Origin of the sequence: Bacillus sp. NPDC094077 (genome assembly GCF_050279465.1) — a bacterium.
Taxonomy (GTDB): Bacteria; Bacillota; Bacilli; order Bacillales; family Bacillaceae_G; genus Bacillus_A.
On record NZ_JBNNUF010000004.1, the window covers coordinates 262,923 to 277,574 of the forward strand.

General features: G+C 34.9%; 15 protein-coding genes, 2 pseudogenes, 1 riboswitch and 1 other annotated feature. Of the genes and pseudogenes, 12 read left to right on the top strand and 5 right to left on the bottom strand.

The window, feature by feature from the left end; genetic code table 11:
- Window positions 1-94 precede the first annotated feature (94 nt).
- Window positions 95-1,957: a GMC family oxidoreductase gene (locus ACQKNR_RS13045; RefSeq protein WP_427318295.1), complete on the bottom strand. Its 1,863-nt coding sequence runs from the start codon at window positions 1,955-1,957 to the stop codon at window positions 95-97.
- 513 nt (window positions 1,958-2,470) lie between these two features.
- Between ACQKNR_RS13045 and ACQKNR_RS13050 the strand changes: the two genes are divergently transcribed.
- The 6 genes and pseudogenes from ACQKNR_RS13050 to ACQKNR_RS13075 form a co-directional block, all read left to right on the top strand.
- Entirely contained in the window at window positions 2,471-4,009 is a 1,539-nt protein-coding gene (locus ACQKNR_RS13050; RefSeq protein ID WP_427318296.1) for a thiol-activated cytolysin family protein, read from the top strand.
- Window positions 4,010-4,754: 745 nt separating this feature from the next.
- Window positions 4,755-5,714, top strand: coding sequence for a nuclease-related domain-containing protein (locus tag ACQKNR_RS13055; RefSeq protein WP_427318297.1), 960 nt, complete (start codon window positions 4,755-4,757; stop codon window positions 5,712-5,714).
- Window positions 5,715-5,758: 44 nt separating this feature from the next.
- Entirely contained in the window at window positions 5,759-6,160 is a 402-nt protein-coding gene (gene psiE, locus ACQKNR_RS13060; protein WP_000671175.1) for a phosphate-starvation-inducible protein PsiE, read from the top strand.
- Between the two features lie 141 nt (window positions 6,161-6,301).
- Entirely contained in the window at window positions 6,302-6,817 is a 516-nt protein-coding gene (gene speG, locus ACQKNR_RS13065) for a spermidine N1-acetyltransferase (RefSeq protein WP_427318298.1), read from the top strand.
- A gap of 116 nt (window positions 6,818-6,933) precedes the next feature.
- A complete protein-coding gene (locus ACQKNR_RS13070) occupies window positions 6,934-7,197 on the top strand; it encodes a DUF3955 domain-containing protein (protein ID WP_427318299.1) in 264 nt (87 codons plus the stop codon).
- A gap of 12 nt (window positions 7,198-7,209) precedes the next feature.
- A pseudogene (locus ACQKNR_RS13075) lies at window positions 7,210-7,338 on the top strand (helix-turn-helix domain-containing protein); the annotation flags it as partial.
- 99 nt (window positions 7,339-7,437) lie between these two features.
- Here ACQKNR_RS13075 and ACQKNR_RS13080 read toward each other — a convergent pair.
- Window positions 7,438-7,716 carry a hypothetical protein gene (locus ACQKNR_RS13080; RefSeq protein ID WP_427318300.1) on the bottom strand — a complete coding sequence of 93 codons (279 nt, stop codon included), beginning with the start codon at window positions 7,714-7,716 and terminating at the stop codon, window positions 7,438-7,440.
- A gap of 166 nt (window positions 7,717-7,882) precedes the next feature.
- Between ACQKNR_RS13080 and ACQKNR_RS13085 the strand changes: the two genes are divergently transcribed.
- Entirely contained in the window at window positions 7,883-8,113 is a 231-nt protein-coding gene (locus ACQKNR_RS13085) for a DUF3947 family protein (protein WP_427318438.1), read from the top strand.
- Between the two features lie 27 nt (window positions 8,114-8,140).
- Here ACQKNR_RS13085 and crcB (ACQKNR_RS13090) read toward each other — a convergent pair whose 3' ends face one another.
- The 3 genes from crcB (ACQKNR_RS13090) to ACQKNR_RS13100 form a co-directional block, all read right to left on the bottom strand.
- Window positions 8,141-8,497 carry a fluoride efflux transporter CrcB gene (crcB, locus tag ACQKNR_RS13090; protein ID WP_427318301.1) on the bottom strand — a complete coding sequence of 119 codons (357 nt, stop codon included), beginning with the start codon at window positions 8,495-8,497 and terminating at the stop codon, window positions 8,141-8,143.
- Window positions 8,494-8,898, bottom strand: coding sequence for a fluoride efflux transporter CrcB (gene crcB / locus ACQKNR_RS13095; RefSeq protein WP_427318439.1), 405 nt, complete (start codon window positions 8,896-8,898; stop codon window positions 8,494-8,496). Before crcB (ACQKNR_RS13095) ends, crcB (ACQKNR_RS13090) begins: the two co-directional genes overlap by 4 nt.
- 54 nt (window positions 8,899-8,952) lie before the next feature.
- Window positions 8,953-9,012, bottom strand: a riboswitch (Fluoride riboswitch).
- A 53-nt stretch (window positions 9,013-9,065) separates the two neighbouring features.
- Window positions 9,066-9,461: a nuclear transport factor 2 family protein gene (locus ACQKNR_RS13100; RefSeq protein ID WP_427318302.1), complete on the bottom strand. Its 396-nt coding sequence runs from the start codon at window positions 9,459-9,461 to the stop codon at window positions 9,066-9,068.
- 362 nt (window positions 9,462-9,823) lie between these two features.
- Here ACQKNR_RS13100 and ACQKNR_RS13105 point away from each other — a divergent pair, with 362 nt between their 5' ends.
- From ACQKNR_RS13105 to tyrS, 5 genes and pseudogenes are all read left to right on the top strand, one after another.
- A complete protein-coding gene (locus ACQKNR_RS13105; protein ID WP_427318303.1) occupies window positions 9,824-10,882 on the top strand; it encodes an endonuclease/exonuclease/phosphatase family protein in 1,059 nt (352 codons plus the stop codon).
- Between the two features lie 14 nt (window positions 10,883-10,896).
- Window positions 10,897-11,079: pseudogene (locus ACQKNR_RS13110) on the top strand (hypothetical protein); the annotation flags it as partial.
- A gap of 201 nt (window positions 11,080-11,280) precedes the next feature.
- Window positions 11,281-11,676, top strand: coding sequence for an SET domain-containing protein (locus tag ACQKNR_RS13115; RefSeq protein WP_002174143.1), 396 nt, complete (start codon window positions 11,281-11,283; stop codon window positions 11,674-11,676).
- Window positions 11,677-12,059: 383 nt separating this feature from the next.
- Window positions 12,060-12,977: a UDP-N-acetylmuramate dehydrogenase gene (gene murB, locus ACQKNR_RS13120; protein ID WP_427318304.1), complete on the top strand. Its 918-nt coding sequence runs from the start codon at window positions 12,060-12,062 to the stop codon at window positions 12,975-12,977.
- Window positions 12,978-13,074: 97 nt separating this feature from the next.
- Window positions 13,075-13,290: a binding site (T-box leader), on the top strand.
- 52 nt (window positions 13,291-13,342) lie between these two features.
- Window positions 13,343-14,602, top strand: a complete 1,260-nt coding sequence (gene tyrS / locus ACQKNR_RS13125) for a tyrosine--tRNA ligase (RefSeq protein ID WP_427318305.1) — start codon at window positions 13,343-13,345, stop codon at window positions 14,600-14,602.
- The last annotated feature ends 50 nt before the right edge of the window (window positions 14,603-14,652 follow it).

The window sequence follows — 14,652 nt, forward strand, 5'->3', positions numbered from 1 at the left end:
TAGGGTTCGTCCCCACAAGGAAACCCAGCATTCTAGCCAAAACGCAATCTTTAGATCAAAAAATAAGAATAAAACCATTGAATAAATATTTAATTTATGTTCTTTTAATCTCATTTTCATAATCTTCAAGTTCCCTATCTGTCATTACATATGAGGAGGGATTCTCTTTTATAAAACGTACCGTATTTAGTCCGATCATCTGAGCAGCGGCTGACGGTTGACCATCCGGTAAAATAGGCGAAATGGACAGATCGGCAACCTTAAGATTTTTGGTACCAAACACATTAAGGAATCCATCGACAACCCCTTCTTGAATCGTCTGTCCCATCCGACACTGCCCGCCCAGAGAGAAATTCGTGTAAGAGGCTTTGACATAATTCTCAATCTGCTGTTGTTTGTTAGGATCGTTGTCAGGTAGCTGTAATATACTCTCTGGAGGATATACAACCTTCCCGATGCCGTTATTTGGGTATTTCAGTGGATCTCTAGCCTCTACAATAATATTATAAATTCTCTTATATTGATCGACCATATACGTTAGGTCACTAGGATCTTCCAATGGATTGAAGTTAAGAGATGGATAAGCCTCTGGATCGCTATGTTCCACTAGCACTGTACCCCCGCTTTTTGTTTTCACGTCTACAATACCAAAACTCATGATACTTGGAGTGGTTTGGAAAGTTAAATCTAAACTCCAACCATTGCTGATCACATCTGGAGCAGGGAGAAAAAATGGGATAGGAGCTCCTATCAGTTGGAGACGACGACTTTCTAGTAGATTCAGTGGATTCTCTGCTTGGAAAGCGCCTAGGATAAGTGGATAGTTGGGATCAGTAAAAAATATCGGAAGAATTTGGGAGGTATCTATCTCAACCCCCAATCCAACATAATTCTGGGTTTGAAGATTGTGACCCACATTTGGACTCTCTATCAATGTTGGTATACCTGCTTTAGCTAAATCCTCCGATTTACCGATTCCTGAACGCTGTAGAATGACTGAGGAAAAAAATCCTGCAGAGACGATAATACCTTTTCTTGCAAACCTTCTATGTGAAACGCCATCTTTGACAAATTCAACACCAACCGCAATGTTCAATCCATCTTTTTTCTTAAATAAGATTTTGTTAACGGTTGTTTTAGCTAAAATAACCAACTTTCTTCCACCAACTCCAAATTCATCTGGATTGGGCTGGTTTCCTTGGCTGACAATATGGTCATTTAAATAGCCTGTTGCCGTTGAGGATCGGGCAAATTGGCCGGGGCTAACCTCTTTTTGAATATATTGCGTTTTATAAAATGTACAATCCCTTATGCCGGTATTATAGTCCACAGCAATCGGTGTTCCCAATACTGTGTTTGTTGCTTGAACTAACGTATTGATCAATCCATTAGGGGGAATGCTCTGCTGCCTAATAAAAATCGGCCCTTGTGTTCCTCGTTCATTAGGGCTTTGTGTCGATCCTGTATAGGTTTCATTTTTTATAAATAAGGCGCTAATCTTGTCGTAACTCCATTGATCACCAACTAGGCTTGCCCACTGGTTATATAACTCTTTACTCCCACGTACGGCGTACATATCACTAATTTCTGAGCTTCCCCCTATGGTGCGACCATTTGTTGCAATAAGTGTACGTGCAATAGTTGACTCTAGTTCAGAAGTAACATTAAAGCTAAACCTGTTACCGCGGGTTGTATTAATGGCAGTAAGAATGCTAGGGTTACTTAGCTCATTCGTCATATTTGTTCCTGCTTCCAGCACTAATACAGAAGTACTTTTGTCATCCGTTAATTCTTTGGCAATTACCCCTCCAGCAGTTCCGGCACCAATCACAATATAATCAAATTTGGTAGGGTCTATTGGTTTTACAGGCTCTGGAGGTGCACAAGGAAATGCACAAGGAAATAATGAATAAGGAAATTCACAAGGATTGAAACAATTTCTATTTTTTGATGGCATAAATAATCAAGCTCCTTTTTTGCATTTAGTATATTAAATGTAAAAAAGAATCTGTCTCTTGTACCAATGTCTTTACCTTTTAAAAAAATGTATGCTCTATACATGTAAGGTTAACATAACGAAATTTTGATTCTTTAGGTTGATGGTGATGGTGCTACCCCATCACTATCAAGCTACTATTTTTAAGTATCCATCAAACGAAAGTTTTATCTCTTTATAACTTTTTATGGGAATTCAGCTTGTTTTTTCATGTGCTTCTTTTTTGTATGTAATATTGCATATAAGAGTGTATTGATAAAAATGTAAGGGCTCACTATAATGAGGGCATAAAGATAAATCAAATTTTAGTAACAATAAAAAAGGAGGAAATAATATGGAAATCGCAATGGCAGTTTTGAAATTTTTAGGTGGAGTAATTCCGTTAGTTCAAGAACTCTTAAAAGCATTTATGTAAGTATATTATTTAGCAATCATGTATAAATCATTATCATATCTTTATATAAAAAGTACGGGGTGATTTTTCTGAAAATTAAGAAAAATAACAAAAAAATGAAATTCCTAGCATGTTTATTAGTTAGTTTATGCACTATTAATTATTCATCTATTTCTTTCGCAGAAACACAAACAGGTAATGTAACTGATGCAACCAAAAATGCTAGTGGCATTGATAATGGTATAGCAAATTTAAAGTATGATAGTCGAGATATTTTAGCAGTAAATGGTGATAAAGTAGAAAGTTTTGTTCCGAAAGAAAGTATCAATTCAAATGGTAAATTTGTAGTAGTTGAGCGTGAGAAAAAATCACTTACAACGTCACCTGTCGATATTTCGATTATTGATTCTGTGGCTAATCGTACTTATCCAGGAGCCGTACAACTTGCAAATAAAGCTTTTGCAGATAATCAACCTAGTCTATTAGTGGCAAAGAGAAAACCTTTGAATATTAGTATAGACTTACCTGGCATGAGAAAAGAAAATACAATAACTGTCCAAAATCCGACATATGGTAATGTGTCTGGAGCAGTAGATGATTTAGTATCTATCTGGAATGAAAAGTACGCAACAACACATACGTTACCTGCAAGAATGCAGTATACAGAATCTATGGTTTATAGTAAATCACAAATAGCAAGTGCTCTAAATGTGAACGCTAAATATCTTGATAATGGGCTGAATATTGACTTTAATGCGGTTGCAAATGGAGAGAAAAAAGTGATGGTTGCGGCATATAAGCAAATATTTTATACCGTAAGTGCTGAACTACCAAATAATCCATCTGATCTTTTTGATAATAGTGTTACTTTCGGTGAGTTAACTCGTAAAGGCGTAAGCAATGCGGCTCCGCCAGTTATGGTATCAAATGTAGCTTACGGCAGAACCATTTATGTAAAATTAGAAACAACATCTAAGAGCAAAGATGTACAAGCTGCCTTTAAAGCCTTACTTAAGAATAACAGCGTCGAAACGAGTGGACAGTACAAAGATATTTTTGAAGACAGTACCTTTACCGCTGTAGTATTAGGCGGAGATGCGAAAGAGCATAACAAGGTTGTTACAAAAGATTTTAATGAAATACGAAATATTATTAAAGATAATGCAGAATTAAGTCCTAAAAATCCAGCATATCCAATTTCATATACAAGCACTTTCTTAAAAGATAACGCAACTGCTGCTGTTCATAACAATACAGATTATATTGAGACTACAACTACAGAATATTCAAGTGCTAAAATGACGCTTGATCATTACGGTGCATATGTTGCTCAATTTGATGTATCTTGGGATGAATTCTCATATGATCAAAATGGAAAAGAAGTACTAACGCATAAAACTTGGGAAGGAAACGGCAGAGACAAAACTGCGCATTTCTCTACAGTTATACCCCTTCCACCGAATTCAAAAAATGTAAAAGTCGTAGCGAGAGAATGCACAGGTCTTGCTTGGGAATGGTGGAGAACAATTATTAATGAGCAAAATGTTCCATTAACAAATGAAATAAAGGTTTCAATTGGAGGAACAACATTATACCCAACTGCTAATATTAGTCATTAGGTATAAATGAAGCGCCCTGTAAACAGGGCGCTTTTTCAAATATATCATACTCATCTAATTGGAGAGTCAATATACTATTTTAAGTGAAGAAAAAACGCCCAAAGAGGCTATTTACTTTTATATTGCTTGTTCCAAGTCGAACTGTTTACCGACTTTTAAGCTCATTAAACTGACATTAGGTTGCGCCGAATTGTTGCATTTAAAATACGCCCTTCTACTCCACGGCTTTTGGAAAAACGAAAACGGGCAGGTTTAGATTACTTCATTTTGTTGCCTTGAATTGCGATATTTTTGCTATGGGGGATTTAGATTCTTTAGGTTGATGGATGTGTGACAATACCCCTAATAGATATGTCCCTAAGTTTTAATCAAACTTTTTCAAAGGAATAAAAAAGAATTTTGCTTAATAACAGGTATACATCCCGTTTATTTAAGAACTATTCTACGGGATTCACAAAGGCTACCGTTAAGAGCTCTCCTATCTATACAAAGACACCTTTGTTAGAGTTAAATAATAACCATAACTTTGCCGGAAGGCGGAGTTATGTTTTTTTGTTGTGGGGAAATAGGGTTTTGAGATTTTGCTGGTGGCGGATTTATGGGGTATGCTGTGGGTGGTTGGAGGAGGTTAAGTATTGTCGTATTTTGTTGATAAGTCGATATTCTATGTCGAATCGCCGATAAATTTGGAGTTACGGTCGATAAATTTCAAAAATCGCTGATAAATTTTAGAGGTGGGATAAAGATGATTGTGAAAGAACGACAAATGCCGATTTATTTACGGCAGTTAGAAGCGCTATTCAGAAGATTACCTGCCCATCATCCGAAACGGCAAATGGTGGCTGAAAATTTGGCGAAGTATAAAGCGGGGTACAAGGGCGAACAGGCGATTGATTACCCACTAAGTTTTCTTCCAGAAGAAAAGTACGATATTTTACATGATATAAGGTTATTTGATCAAAATCATTACTTCCAAATTGATACGATTATTCTTTCCCCGTGTTTTTTTCTTTTCCTCGAAATAAAAAATATAGCAGGTACATTACTATTTGATTCCAAGTTTAATCAGCTTATTAGAATAGCAGAAGGAAATTCAGAAGGATTTCCAGATCCGCTTTTACAAATTAAAAGGCAAGAGACTCAGCTTAGGAAATGGTTAGGGTTATATGGGTTTTCTAGTTTCCCGATTGAATCTCTTGTTGTGATTAGTACACCTCGAAAAATCATTAAAACTTCAGATGATAATCCCCGTAATAAAATTATTCATAGTGCAAATTTACCTAATAAAATAAACGAATTTGAGAGTAAATATAAGGAGGAGTCCATTGGTAATGTAAATGAACTGATTTGCCGAATTATAGATGGTCATTCTCCACAGCAGCATAATATCCTTTATCAATATAAAATTAAAAAAGAGGATTTGTTAAAGGGGGTGCAATGTGAGAAGTGTTTGATTATGTCGATGCTTAAAGGAAAAAGAGGATGGTATTGTTCGAATTGTAATAGTATGTCTAAAATCGCACATATGGATGCTTTACGAGATTATGTGCTTTTGCTTGGGGTGACAATTACAAATAGTGACTTAAGGGAGTTTCTGAATTTACAGTCCAGTTCTATGGTGAAAAGAATTCTCCATAAACTGGACCTCCCTTACACCGGAAAAAACAAAGACAGAAAATATGATCTAACCCCTCTCCAATTATAATTTTGCTATAATAAATAAGTATTTACACGAAGGGGAGTGTGGAAATGAAATTTAATATCGATCATTATATAGCTAGTGTTTTACAATGGATATTAAATATAGCGTTAATCATATTATCCATTGTTTTATCTATCTTTTTAATTAATGAGACAATCACATTTATTCAATACATATTTTCAGCGAAGAAATATACATCGTATAAATTGGTTGAAAGTATTATCGTCTATTTCTTATACTTTGAATTCATCGCATTAATTATTAAATATTTCAAATCGAATTATCATTTTCCGTTACGCTATTTTATTTATATCGGGATTACGGCTTTAATTCGATTGATTATTGTGTCACATGATGAACCATTTGAAACGTTATTATACGCAGGGTCAATTCTTGTTTTAGTCATTGCTTTATACATATCAAATTTGAGAGATTTAAGAAAAGAGTAGTAGTGCAGACATAAGTTTGCACTACTTTTTTCGTCTTGACCTTCAAGTTGCTTGAAAGTTTACAATGTAAGTAGGGCGTTTGAAATCGAAAAAAATAGAGAAATTAAGTGAAGAGGTTTCTTTTACTTGGAGGTTATAGAAATGAATCAGGAATTGAAATTACGTCCATTAGAACGAGAAGATTTAAAGTTTGTACACGAACTTAATAATAATGCACATATTATGTCTTATTGGTTTGAAGAGCCGTATGAGGCATATGTAGAATTACAGGATTTATATGATAAACATATACACGATCAAAGTGAACGCCGATTTATTGTGGAGAAAGATAATGAGATGGTAGGGTTAGTTGAGTTAGTAGAAATCGATTATATTCACCGTAGAACTGAATTCCAAATTATTATTGATCCGAGTTATCAAGGGCATGGATATGCAGCTGATGCGACGCGTTTGGCGATGGATTACGCTTTTTCCGTATTAAATATGCATAAGATTTATTTAGTGGTTGATAAGGAAAATGAAAAAGCTGTACATGTTTATAAAAAGGTTGGATTTGTCGTTGAAGGTGAACTGCAAGATGAGTTTTTCGTTGATGGTTCTTACCATAATGCGATAAGAATGTGTATGTTCCAAAAGACATACTTCGGAGAGAAATAACTGGGTGAAAAGGCTATAGACGAAACATTGTCTATAGCCTTTTTTACATCAAAAACAACAATTATTTATTGAAAAACGATAAAAAGATGTTGACTTATAATGTGGTGAGGCTTAATATGATGGTAACGAGATCATTGGAAATTAATGATGGAATTAAAGGAGAATACATGATGAAAAATAAATATGTAGTAGCTATTTCTTTCATGCTTTTAGCGATTATTTCTTTAACTATACATGCTTCAAACAGTAAAGTAGGAGCGAATGGATTTCTTGAAGAACCTTTCTTTTTCCTAGTACCAATAAGTTATGTATTGTTCTTTAGTGGTATTGGTGTATTACTATTTGGATTTATTACTTCTAAGTTGAAAAAGCAGAAGTAGCGTTAGTTTAGGATGGCATTTTGTGAAGAAAAAAGAAAAATGAGTGTGACAGAGTTATCCGAGAAATTAGGAGTTACAATAGTAAAAGTAAACGTCCCGATATTAAAAAATGGAAAAGAAAAAGCAGTTAAATTATCAACTAGGTGATGTTTTAGAGTATAAAAAGGGTGGATTTGCTTTTAATGTTTTATATGTAATAAAAAAGACCATGGCCAGTGCTATGGTCTTTTATGTTTTGTTTTAGTATGGAGTAGGAAGTGGAGATCCTGGTGGTCGCCACCAAGATTCAACAGTTTTCCAAGCAGTATTATAATCATAACCTCTTCCAAGTAAGTAACCGATAGCAACAGCTTCAGTTAATGCATGTTGATAGCCGAGGTGTGCGGCTTCACGTAATCCGTGAGAAACAGCTGGGCTAATGATAGCAATTGTTTGTTGTTTTAGAGGATGCTGCGGGTGCCAATGTTGATCTCGATAATAGCTATCTTGAGCCAAAGGTTGTTGCTCATAGAAATTCATAGTATCACTCCTATCTGTAATTTATTTGTAGGCATTTATACACTCTATGTAGGTGATTTATTTAGGGAATGGGCAAAAAACATGTTTTATGAAATTTTAAAGCATTGGTACTGTACATAGACATAATATATATGGAATTCATTACGTATAAAAAGTGAGCTGAATAATAATGAGCTGCCATTTTTACAATAGAGATGTAGATTCGGCAATTACGTTAGCTGGAGCACAGGGGACGATTCATGCGGTATATCATACTGTACAGGCGCAGCAACAATTACAACAATCGATGCAAGTGCAGCACATGCCTTATTATGGAGCTATTAAGCAAATAGTCCATTATGATGTGTATCCTGCAGGTTTATTTTCAATCCCATATGGTGGAGTGTACTTCTTATAAAAAAGCGACTGATGAAGCAGTCGCTTTTTATATTCCACCGAGCTTCATTCCGAGGAATGCGAAGAGGATACCTATTATGTAAGTAGTACTTAAATATAAAAGGAATGTGATAAAGTTTTTACGATGGAGAAGCTGAACGGCTTCTAATTTAAACGTCGAAAATGTAGTGAATGCCCCCATAAATCCAGTACCTAATAATAATTGCCAGTCTGTAGTGATTCCGTTGCCAATTATATATCCGAGTAAAAATGCCCCTGTTATATTAATGAGAAATGTAGCAATTGGAAATGAAGTTTTATTTCTCTTTTTAAACCAATTGCTAATTGTAAATCGAGTAATCGCACCGAAGAATCCTCCAGTTGCCACTAATAAGGCTCCCATCATGAGTAATCACCTTCCGTAAGCTTTTTCTTAATTAAGAAATCTCCAAGTGTATAACCAAGGCCAGACATAATGAGGCCGCCGAGTATGCTACATGATACATATAAGAAGGCTATGCTCCATTCGGAATGATTGATTAATTGCACAGTTTCTACACTGAATGTTGAAAACGTTGTAAACGAGCCAATAAATCCAGTTCCGATCCCAGTGATCATTGCAGAAGGAAGGATATTTAGACGAGCAATGTAAGTTGTCAGCCATGCTAATAAGAAGCAGCCGATCAAGTTAATAAGTAATGTAGCTAATGGAAACGAATGATGCCAAAGTACATGAATATTAAGACTTAAATAATAGCGGGAAAGGGCTCCTAATATACCGGCTATACCAACGATAATATAAATCAAGTTTCTCACCTCTTTAAATAGTTTGTTCAAAAAAATAGACTCCTACCAGTAGTTAAACTGGTAGGAGTCATTAGCTAAGCAGCGGTCATGGCGAACTCCATCGCCTATAAATTCTATTTATAGTGTACTAAATATGATATAGGATTTTCAATAAATATGTGTTTTTATTAATGAGAAGTACCAAAATTAGGATCGGTATAAACATACATTCTTTTTATTAACAGTGTTGTGGAATCTATTTCAAATACACTGCAAAATTTATTATCTTTAAATGATTGGTTGTTTTGTAAAGTACCACTTTCTGTACCTTCCACCGCGATTTTTGTATCTGATATTATATATGTAAAATTCTCTATATCATGGTCAAGAGAAACGATGAGCTTTGCTAATTCTCGATTTAGTGCATTGAATGAGTCTAATCCTTTTAACAATCCGGATTGTGGGAAGAAAACCTCAACATTTTGATCAAATAGTGATGAGACAGATTCAAAATCTTTTGCATCTACGGCATTAAAATAATTAACGATTACTTCGATTTTTGTATCTATATTTTTTGTCTGCACAGTTACGCTTCCTCTCTCTTTTATAATAATCTGTGTATGTCCTCATAAAGAATTTTTACGCATTCCTTTATATATATATCCTATTTTTAGTCGAGATATAAAAAGGTTAGCCAGCATAATGGCTGTATCAAATGTATACAGTAAAGGAGTGATTGTAGTTTGCTCACAGTCCAGCATTTTTTAAAATATGTATGATGGAATTTTAAGATAATTGAAGTAAGGGTTGCAACAATTACTTTTTAATTAAATATAATGATATGAATTTTTTCTTATGGTAAAATATTTCGTATGTTTGTAATGTACTTTAATTTGACTGAAAATAAAGAAAAATAAACTGGTATTTAAAAAAAGGAGTCGTTTGTTTGAAGAAATTTTTAAAAATAGTACTTATATGTATTTTAGTAGGGGCGGGCATTGTAGGTGGATTTTTAGGATATATGACACTTACAAAAGAACAGCCGGCTGATGTTATAAGTTTGAAGGTGGAAAACAATAAGGAGCGCGTATTAGAGCAAGGGAATGAATTTAAAGTCACGACATTCAATATTGGCTACGCTGGATTAGATAAGGATCAAGATTTCTTTATGGATGGGGGAAAGGGATCGGGTTCAAGTAGTAAAGAACAGACCGAAGTTAACTTAAAGAATATGCTTTCATTTTTACAAAGTGAGAATAGTGATTTTTCTTTATTACAAGAAGTAGATATAAAATCGCTTCGCTCATTTGATATAAATGAACATGAACTTTTGAAAAAAGGATTACCTGATTATGCTTCGTCATTTGGAAAGAACTACGATACAAAATGGGTTCCTGTGCCAATTACAAGTCCAATGGGATATGCTGAGGCAGGATTGAGTACATTTTCTAAATATAAAGTTCAAACAGCGAAGAGGTTCCAATTACCAGGAATGGAGCCTTGGCCAAAGCGTTTATTTGATTTAGATCGAGCGATTGTTGAATATAAAATCCCGGTTAATAATGGGAAAAATGTTAGGCTCGTAAACTTACATTTGTCTGCTTATGATGAAGGTGGAAAAATTAGAAAGCAGCAAGTAGAGTATTTAAAAAAATATATGAACAAGCATTATGAAAATGGTGATTATGTAATAATGGGTGGAGACTGGAATCAATTAGTTTCTAACGCTCAGTTAAGTGATCCGAAGTTTGTTAAAGAGCGTCCAGAATGGTTAGTAGAGTTGCCGAAAGGTTTTACTGATGGAGGATTTAAGTGGGCTGTAGATCCTTCTGTTATGACTGTGAGAGATGATGTGAAGAAATATGTAGAAGGCGAAAATTTTGTCACGATTATTGATGGTTTTATCGTTTCGCCGAATGTGGAGATTGTAAATGTACAAGGGAAAGATTTAAAGTTTGAAAATAGTGATCATAACCCAGTGAGTGCGGTATTTAAGTTGAAGTAATGAAGTGCAGAAAGCAAGAAAATTTCCAAGTTAAAACGACGAATATCGTGAAGGATGCTGCACATGCTTCTAATGTTATTTAACAAACGTCTGCGGCTACGGAAGAAGAAAAAGATAGAAATGATATATCAGTGAAGACGTTACATACGGTTAGCCAACAAGTTAGAAGATATTCTAGAAAAATAATATCGCTTTAAAAGAGCACAAATAATGTGCTCTTTTTTCATTTAAACGAATACTTGATAGGAATTTAATTGCTTTTCTTCGCATTTTCTGCCAAGCTTAAGGAGATAAAGTGAAACTATAATCATTAGGGGCCATACTCTACTGATTATTAGTCAAACCCCGCGGATAGCGGGATAAAATACTTCAAAGAAAGAATTATATAGGTGACGCATATGATTGAAGTTAAGACTTCTGAACTTAGTGATGGAGAATTTAATAGAGGTGTATTTGCAACTCGTGATATTAAAAAGGGTGAGTTAATACACGCAGCACCAGTTATCTCTTATCCGAATGAACAGCATGAACACATTGAGAAAACGTTACTTGCTGACTACGCATTTGAGTATGGGATAAATCATACGGCAATCCTTTTAGGATACGGCATGTTATTTAATCATTCATATACGCCGAATGCAACGTATGATATTGTCTTCGAGAATCATACGTTTAACTTCTTCGCTTATAAAGATATAAAAGCGGGAGAAGAGATTCTAATCAATTATAATGGTGAAGTTGATGACAATGAGCTGTTATGGTTTGATAAGGAAAAAGAAGAGAACGAAAAATAATTTAAAGAGTATAGAAAGAGTACATTCTGTTGTGGGATGTGCTCTTTTTTTATTGATGAAAATAAAGTAAAGATTACAAAAAAATACCACTTTCCTTTCGTGTGGTATAGTAAGATACTGAAGGATAGTGCTTTGAAGAACCTATATATTTTACAAATTGTTGTCTATATGGTTACATGTCAAGTTTAGTAGTCCATTTGGGTTGCTTTATTATGCGATATATATTTTAATATGAGTGGCACCTCTTATAATTTAAGAGGTTTATAGGTGTCTCGAATTAATTTTAGGTACACTGTATCCACCACTTTAGGTTTATGTATGTGGGGATATTATGGGCCCGTATAACGGGATAAAAAAGATTATAGAAATAGAGGAATCGTAAAATGAATATGCAAGAGGTTTATAAATATTTAAGTACGGTATTGCCTGAAGGTCATGTGAAGCAAGATGAAATGTTAAAGAATCATACGCATATTAAAGTTGGCGGAAAAGCAGATGTGTTCGTTGCGCCTACGAATTATGATGAAATTCAAGAAGTTATCAAATATGCAAATCAATATAATATTCCAGTTACGTTTTTAGGGAATGGATCGAATGTCATTATTAAAGATGGCGGTATTCGCGGGATTACAGTAAGTTTAATTCATATTACAGGTGTTACTGTAACAGGAACGACGATTGTAGCACAATGTGGTGCAGCAATTATTGATGTATCACGAATTGCATTAGACCACAATTTAACAGGTCTTGAGTTTGCTTGTGGTATTCCAGGTTCAGTTGGCGGAGCATTATATATGAACGCTGGTGCATACGGTGGTGAAGTATCGTTTGTATTAACAGAAGCTGTTGTAATGACAGGTGATGGAGACTTACGCACTTTAACGAAAGATGAATTTGAATTTGGATATCGTAAGAGTGTATTTGCTAACAATCATTATATTATTCTTGAAGCGAAGTTTGAACTTGAAGAAGGTGTACGCGAAGAAATTAAAGAAAAAATGGATGACTTAACGTTTAAACGTGAGTCAAAACAGCCTCTAGAATATCCTTCATGTGGTAGTGTATTTAAGCGCCCACTAAATAACTTTGCTGGTAAGTTGATTCAAGAATCAGGACTACAAGGTAAGCGAATTGGTGGAGTGGAAGTTTCTCTAAAACATGCTGGATTTATGGTGAATGTTGATAACGGAACTGCACAAGATTACATCGATTTAATTCATTTCGTACAAAAAACAGTTGAAGAGAAATTCGGTGTGAAGTTAGAGAGAGAAGTAAGGATTATTGGAGAAGATAAAGAATAACGAAATACGTATGAAGATGTGAATTATTTTAAAATAATATTTGGGTATTGTTGACAATTTGTTTGCAATTCAATATAATGGCTAATAATTTAACATATAACATACGTTGAAAGAGCCCAGTAGCAGTTTGTCACTGTTAACGAGAGAGCTAGGGGTTGCTGGAACCTAGCACAAACAAACTTGTGAATTACACTCTGGAGTATCTTAGGTAATGCTAAGCGGAGTAGCAATCGATATTATTGCTAAGAGTGGTATGAATAGCTATGCTATTTATGCAAACTGGGTGGTAACACGGTGAATAATCGTCCCTATGTCATAGACATAGGGGCTTTTTTGTTTTTAAAAAATAAAGGGGATGACAAAAGATGAATATTATTGATGAATTAGAATGGCGCGGTGCTGTGAATCAACAGACGGATGAAGAAGGTTTACGTAAGCTAGTAGAAGAGAAAAAGATTTCACTATACTGCGGAGTTGATCCGACTGGTGATAGTATGCATATCGGACATTTGATTCCGTTTATGATGATGAAGAGATTCCAATTAGCTGGCCATCATCCGGTTATTTTAATTGGCGGGGCAACAGGAACAATTGGTGATCCAAGTGGACGTCAATCAGAACGTCAACTTCAAACTTTAGAAGTAGTTCAGCATAATGTAGATGCGTTAACAGCGCAAATGAAAAAATTATTTGATTTTGGCGGAAATAGCGAAGTGAAGATGGTAAATAACTACGACTGGACACATGAAATAAACATTATCGAGTTTTTGCGTGATTACGGGAAAAACTTTAGCATCAATAGCATGTTAGCAAAAGATATTGTAGCAAGCCGTTTAGATACAGGCATTTCTTTCACAGAATTCACATACCAAATCTTGCAAGCGATGGATTTCCATCATTTATACACGAAAGAAGATGTTCAACTGCAAATTGGCGGTAGTGACCAATGGGGAAATATTACGAGCGGTTTAGATTTAATTCGTAAGTTAGAAGGTCATGAGGCGAAAGTATTCGGATTAACAATTCCTTTATTATTAAAATCGGACGGTACGAAATTTGGTAAATCAGCAGGTGGTGCGGTGTGGCTTGATTCGGAAAAGACTACACCGTTTGAATTTTACCAGTTCTGGGTGAATACAGATGATCGTGATGTAATTAAATACTTGAAATACTTTACGTTCTTAACGAAAGAGCGCATTGATGAATTAGCGGTAAAAGTAGAAACTGAGCCGCATAAACGTGAGGCGCAAAAAGTATTAGCGGAAGAAATGACGAAATTTGTTCATGGCGAAGAGGCATTATTGCAAGCTGTGAAAATTACATCGGCATTATTTAGTGGAGATATAAAATCATTAACAGCTGATGAAATTGAACAAGGCTTTAAAGAGATGCCAACATTTGAGTCTTCCAAAGAGACGAAAAATATCGTAGAGTGGCTAGTTGATTTAGGCATTGAACCATCTAGACGACAAGCGCGTGAGGATATTAACAATGGAGCTATCTCTATGAATGGCGAGAAGGTAACAGATGTGGGTACGGATGTTACTGTAGAAAATTCATTTGATGGAAGATTTATTATTATTCGTAAAGGGAAGAAGAACTACAGTTTAGTGAAGTTAGGATAATGGAGAAGGGCGATAGTATTTTAAAATATATCAGCGATTTTTAAAATACT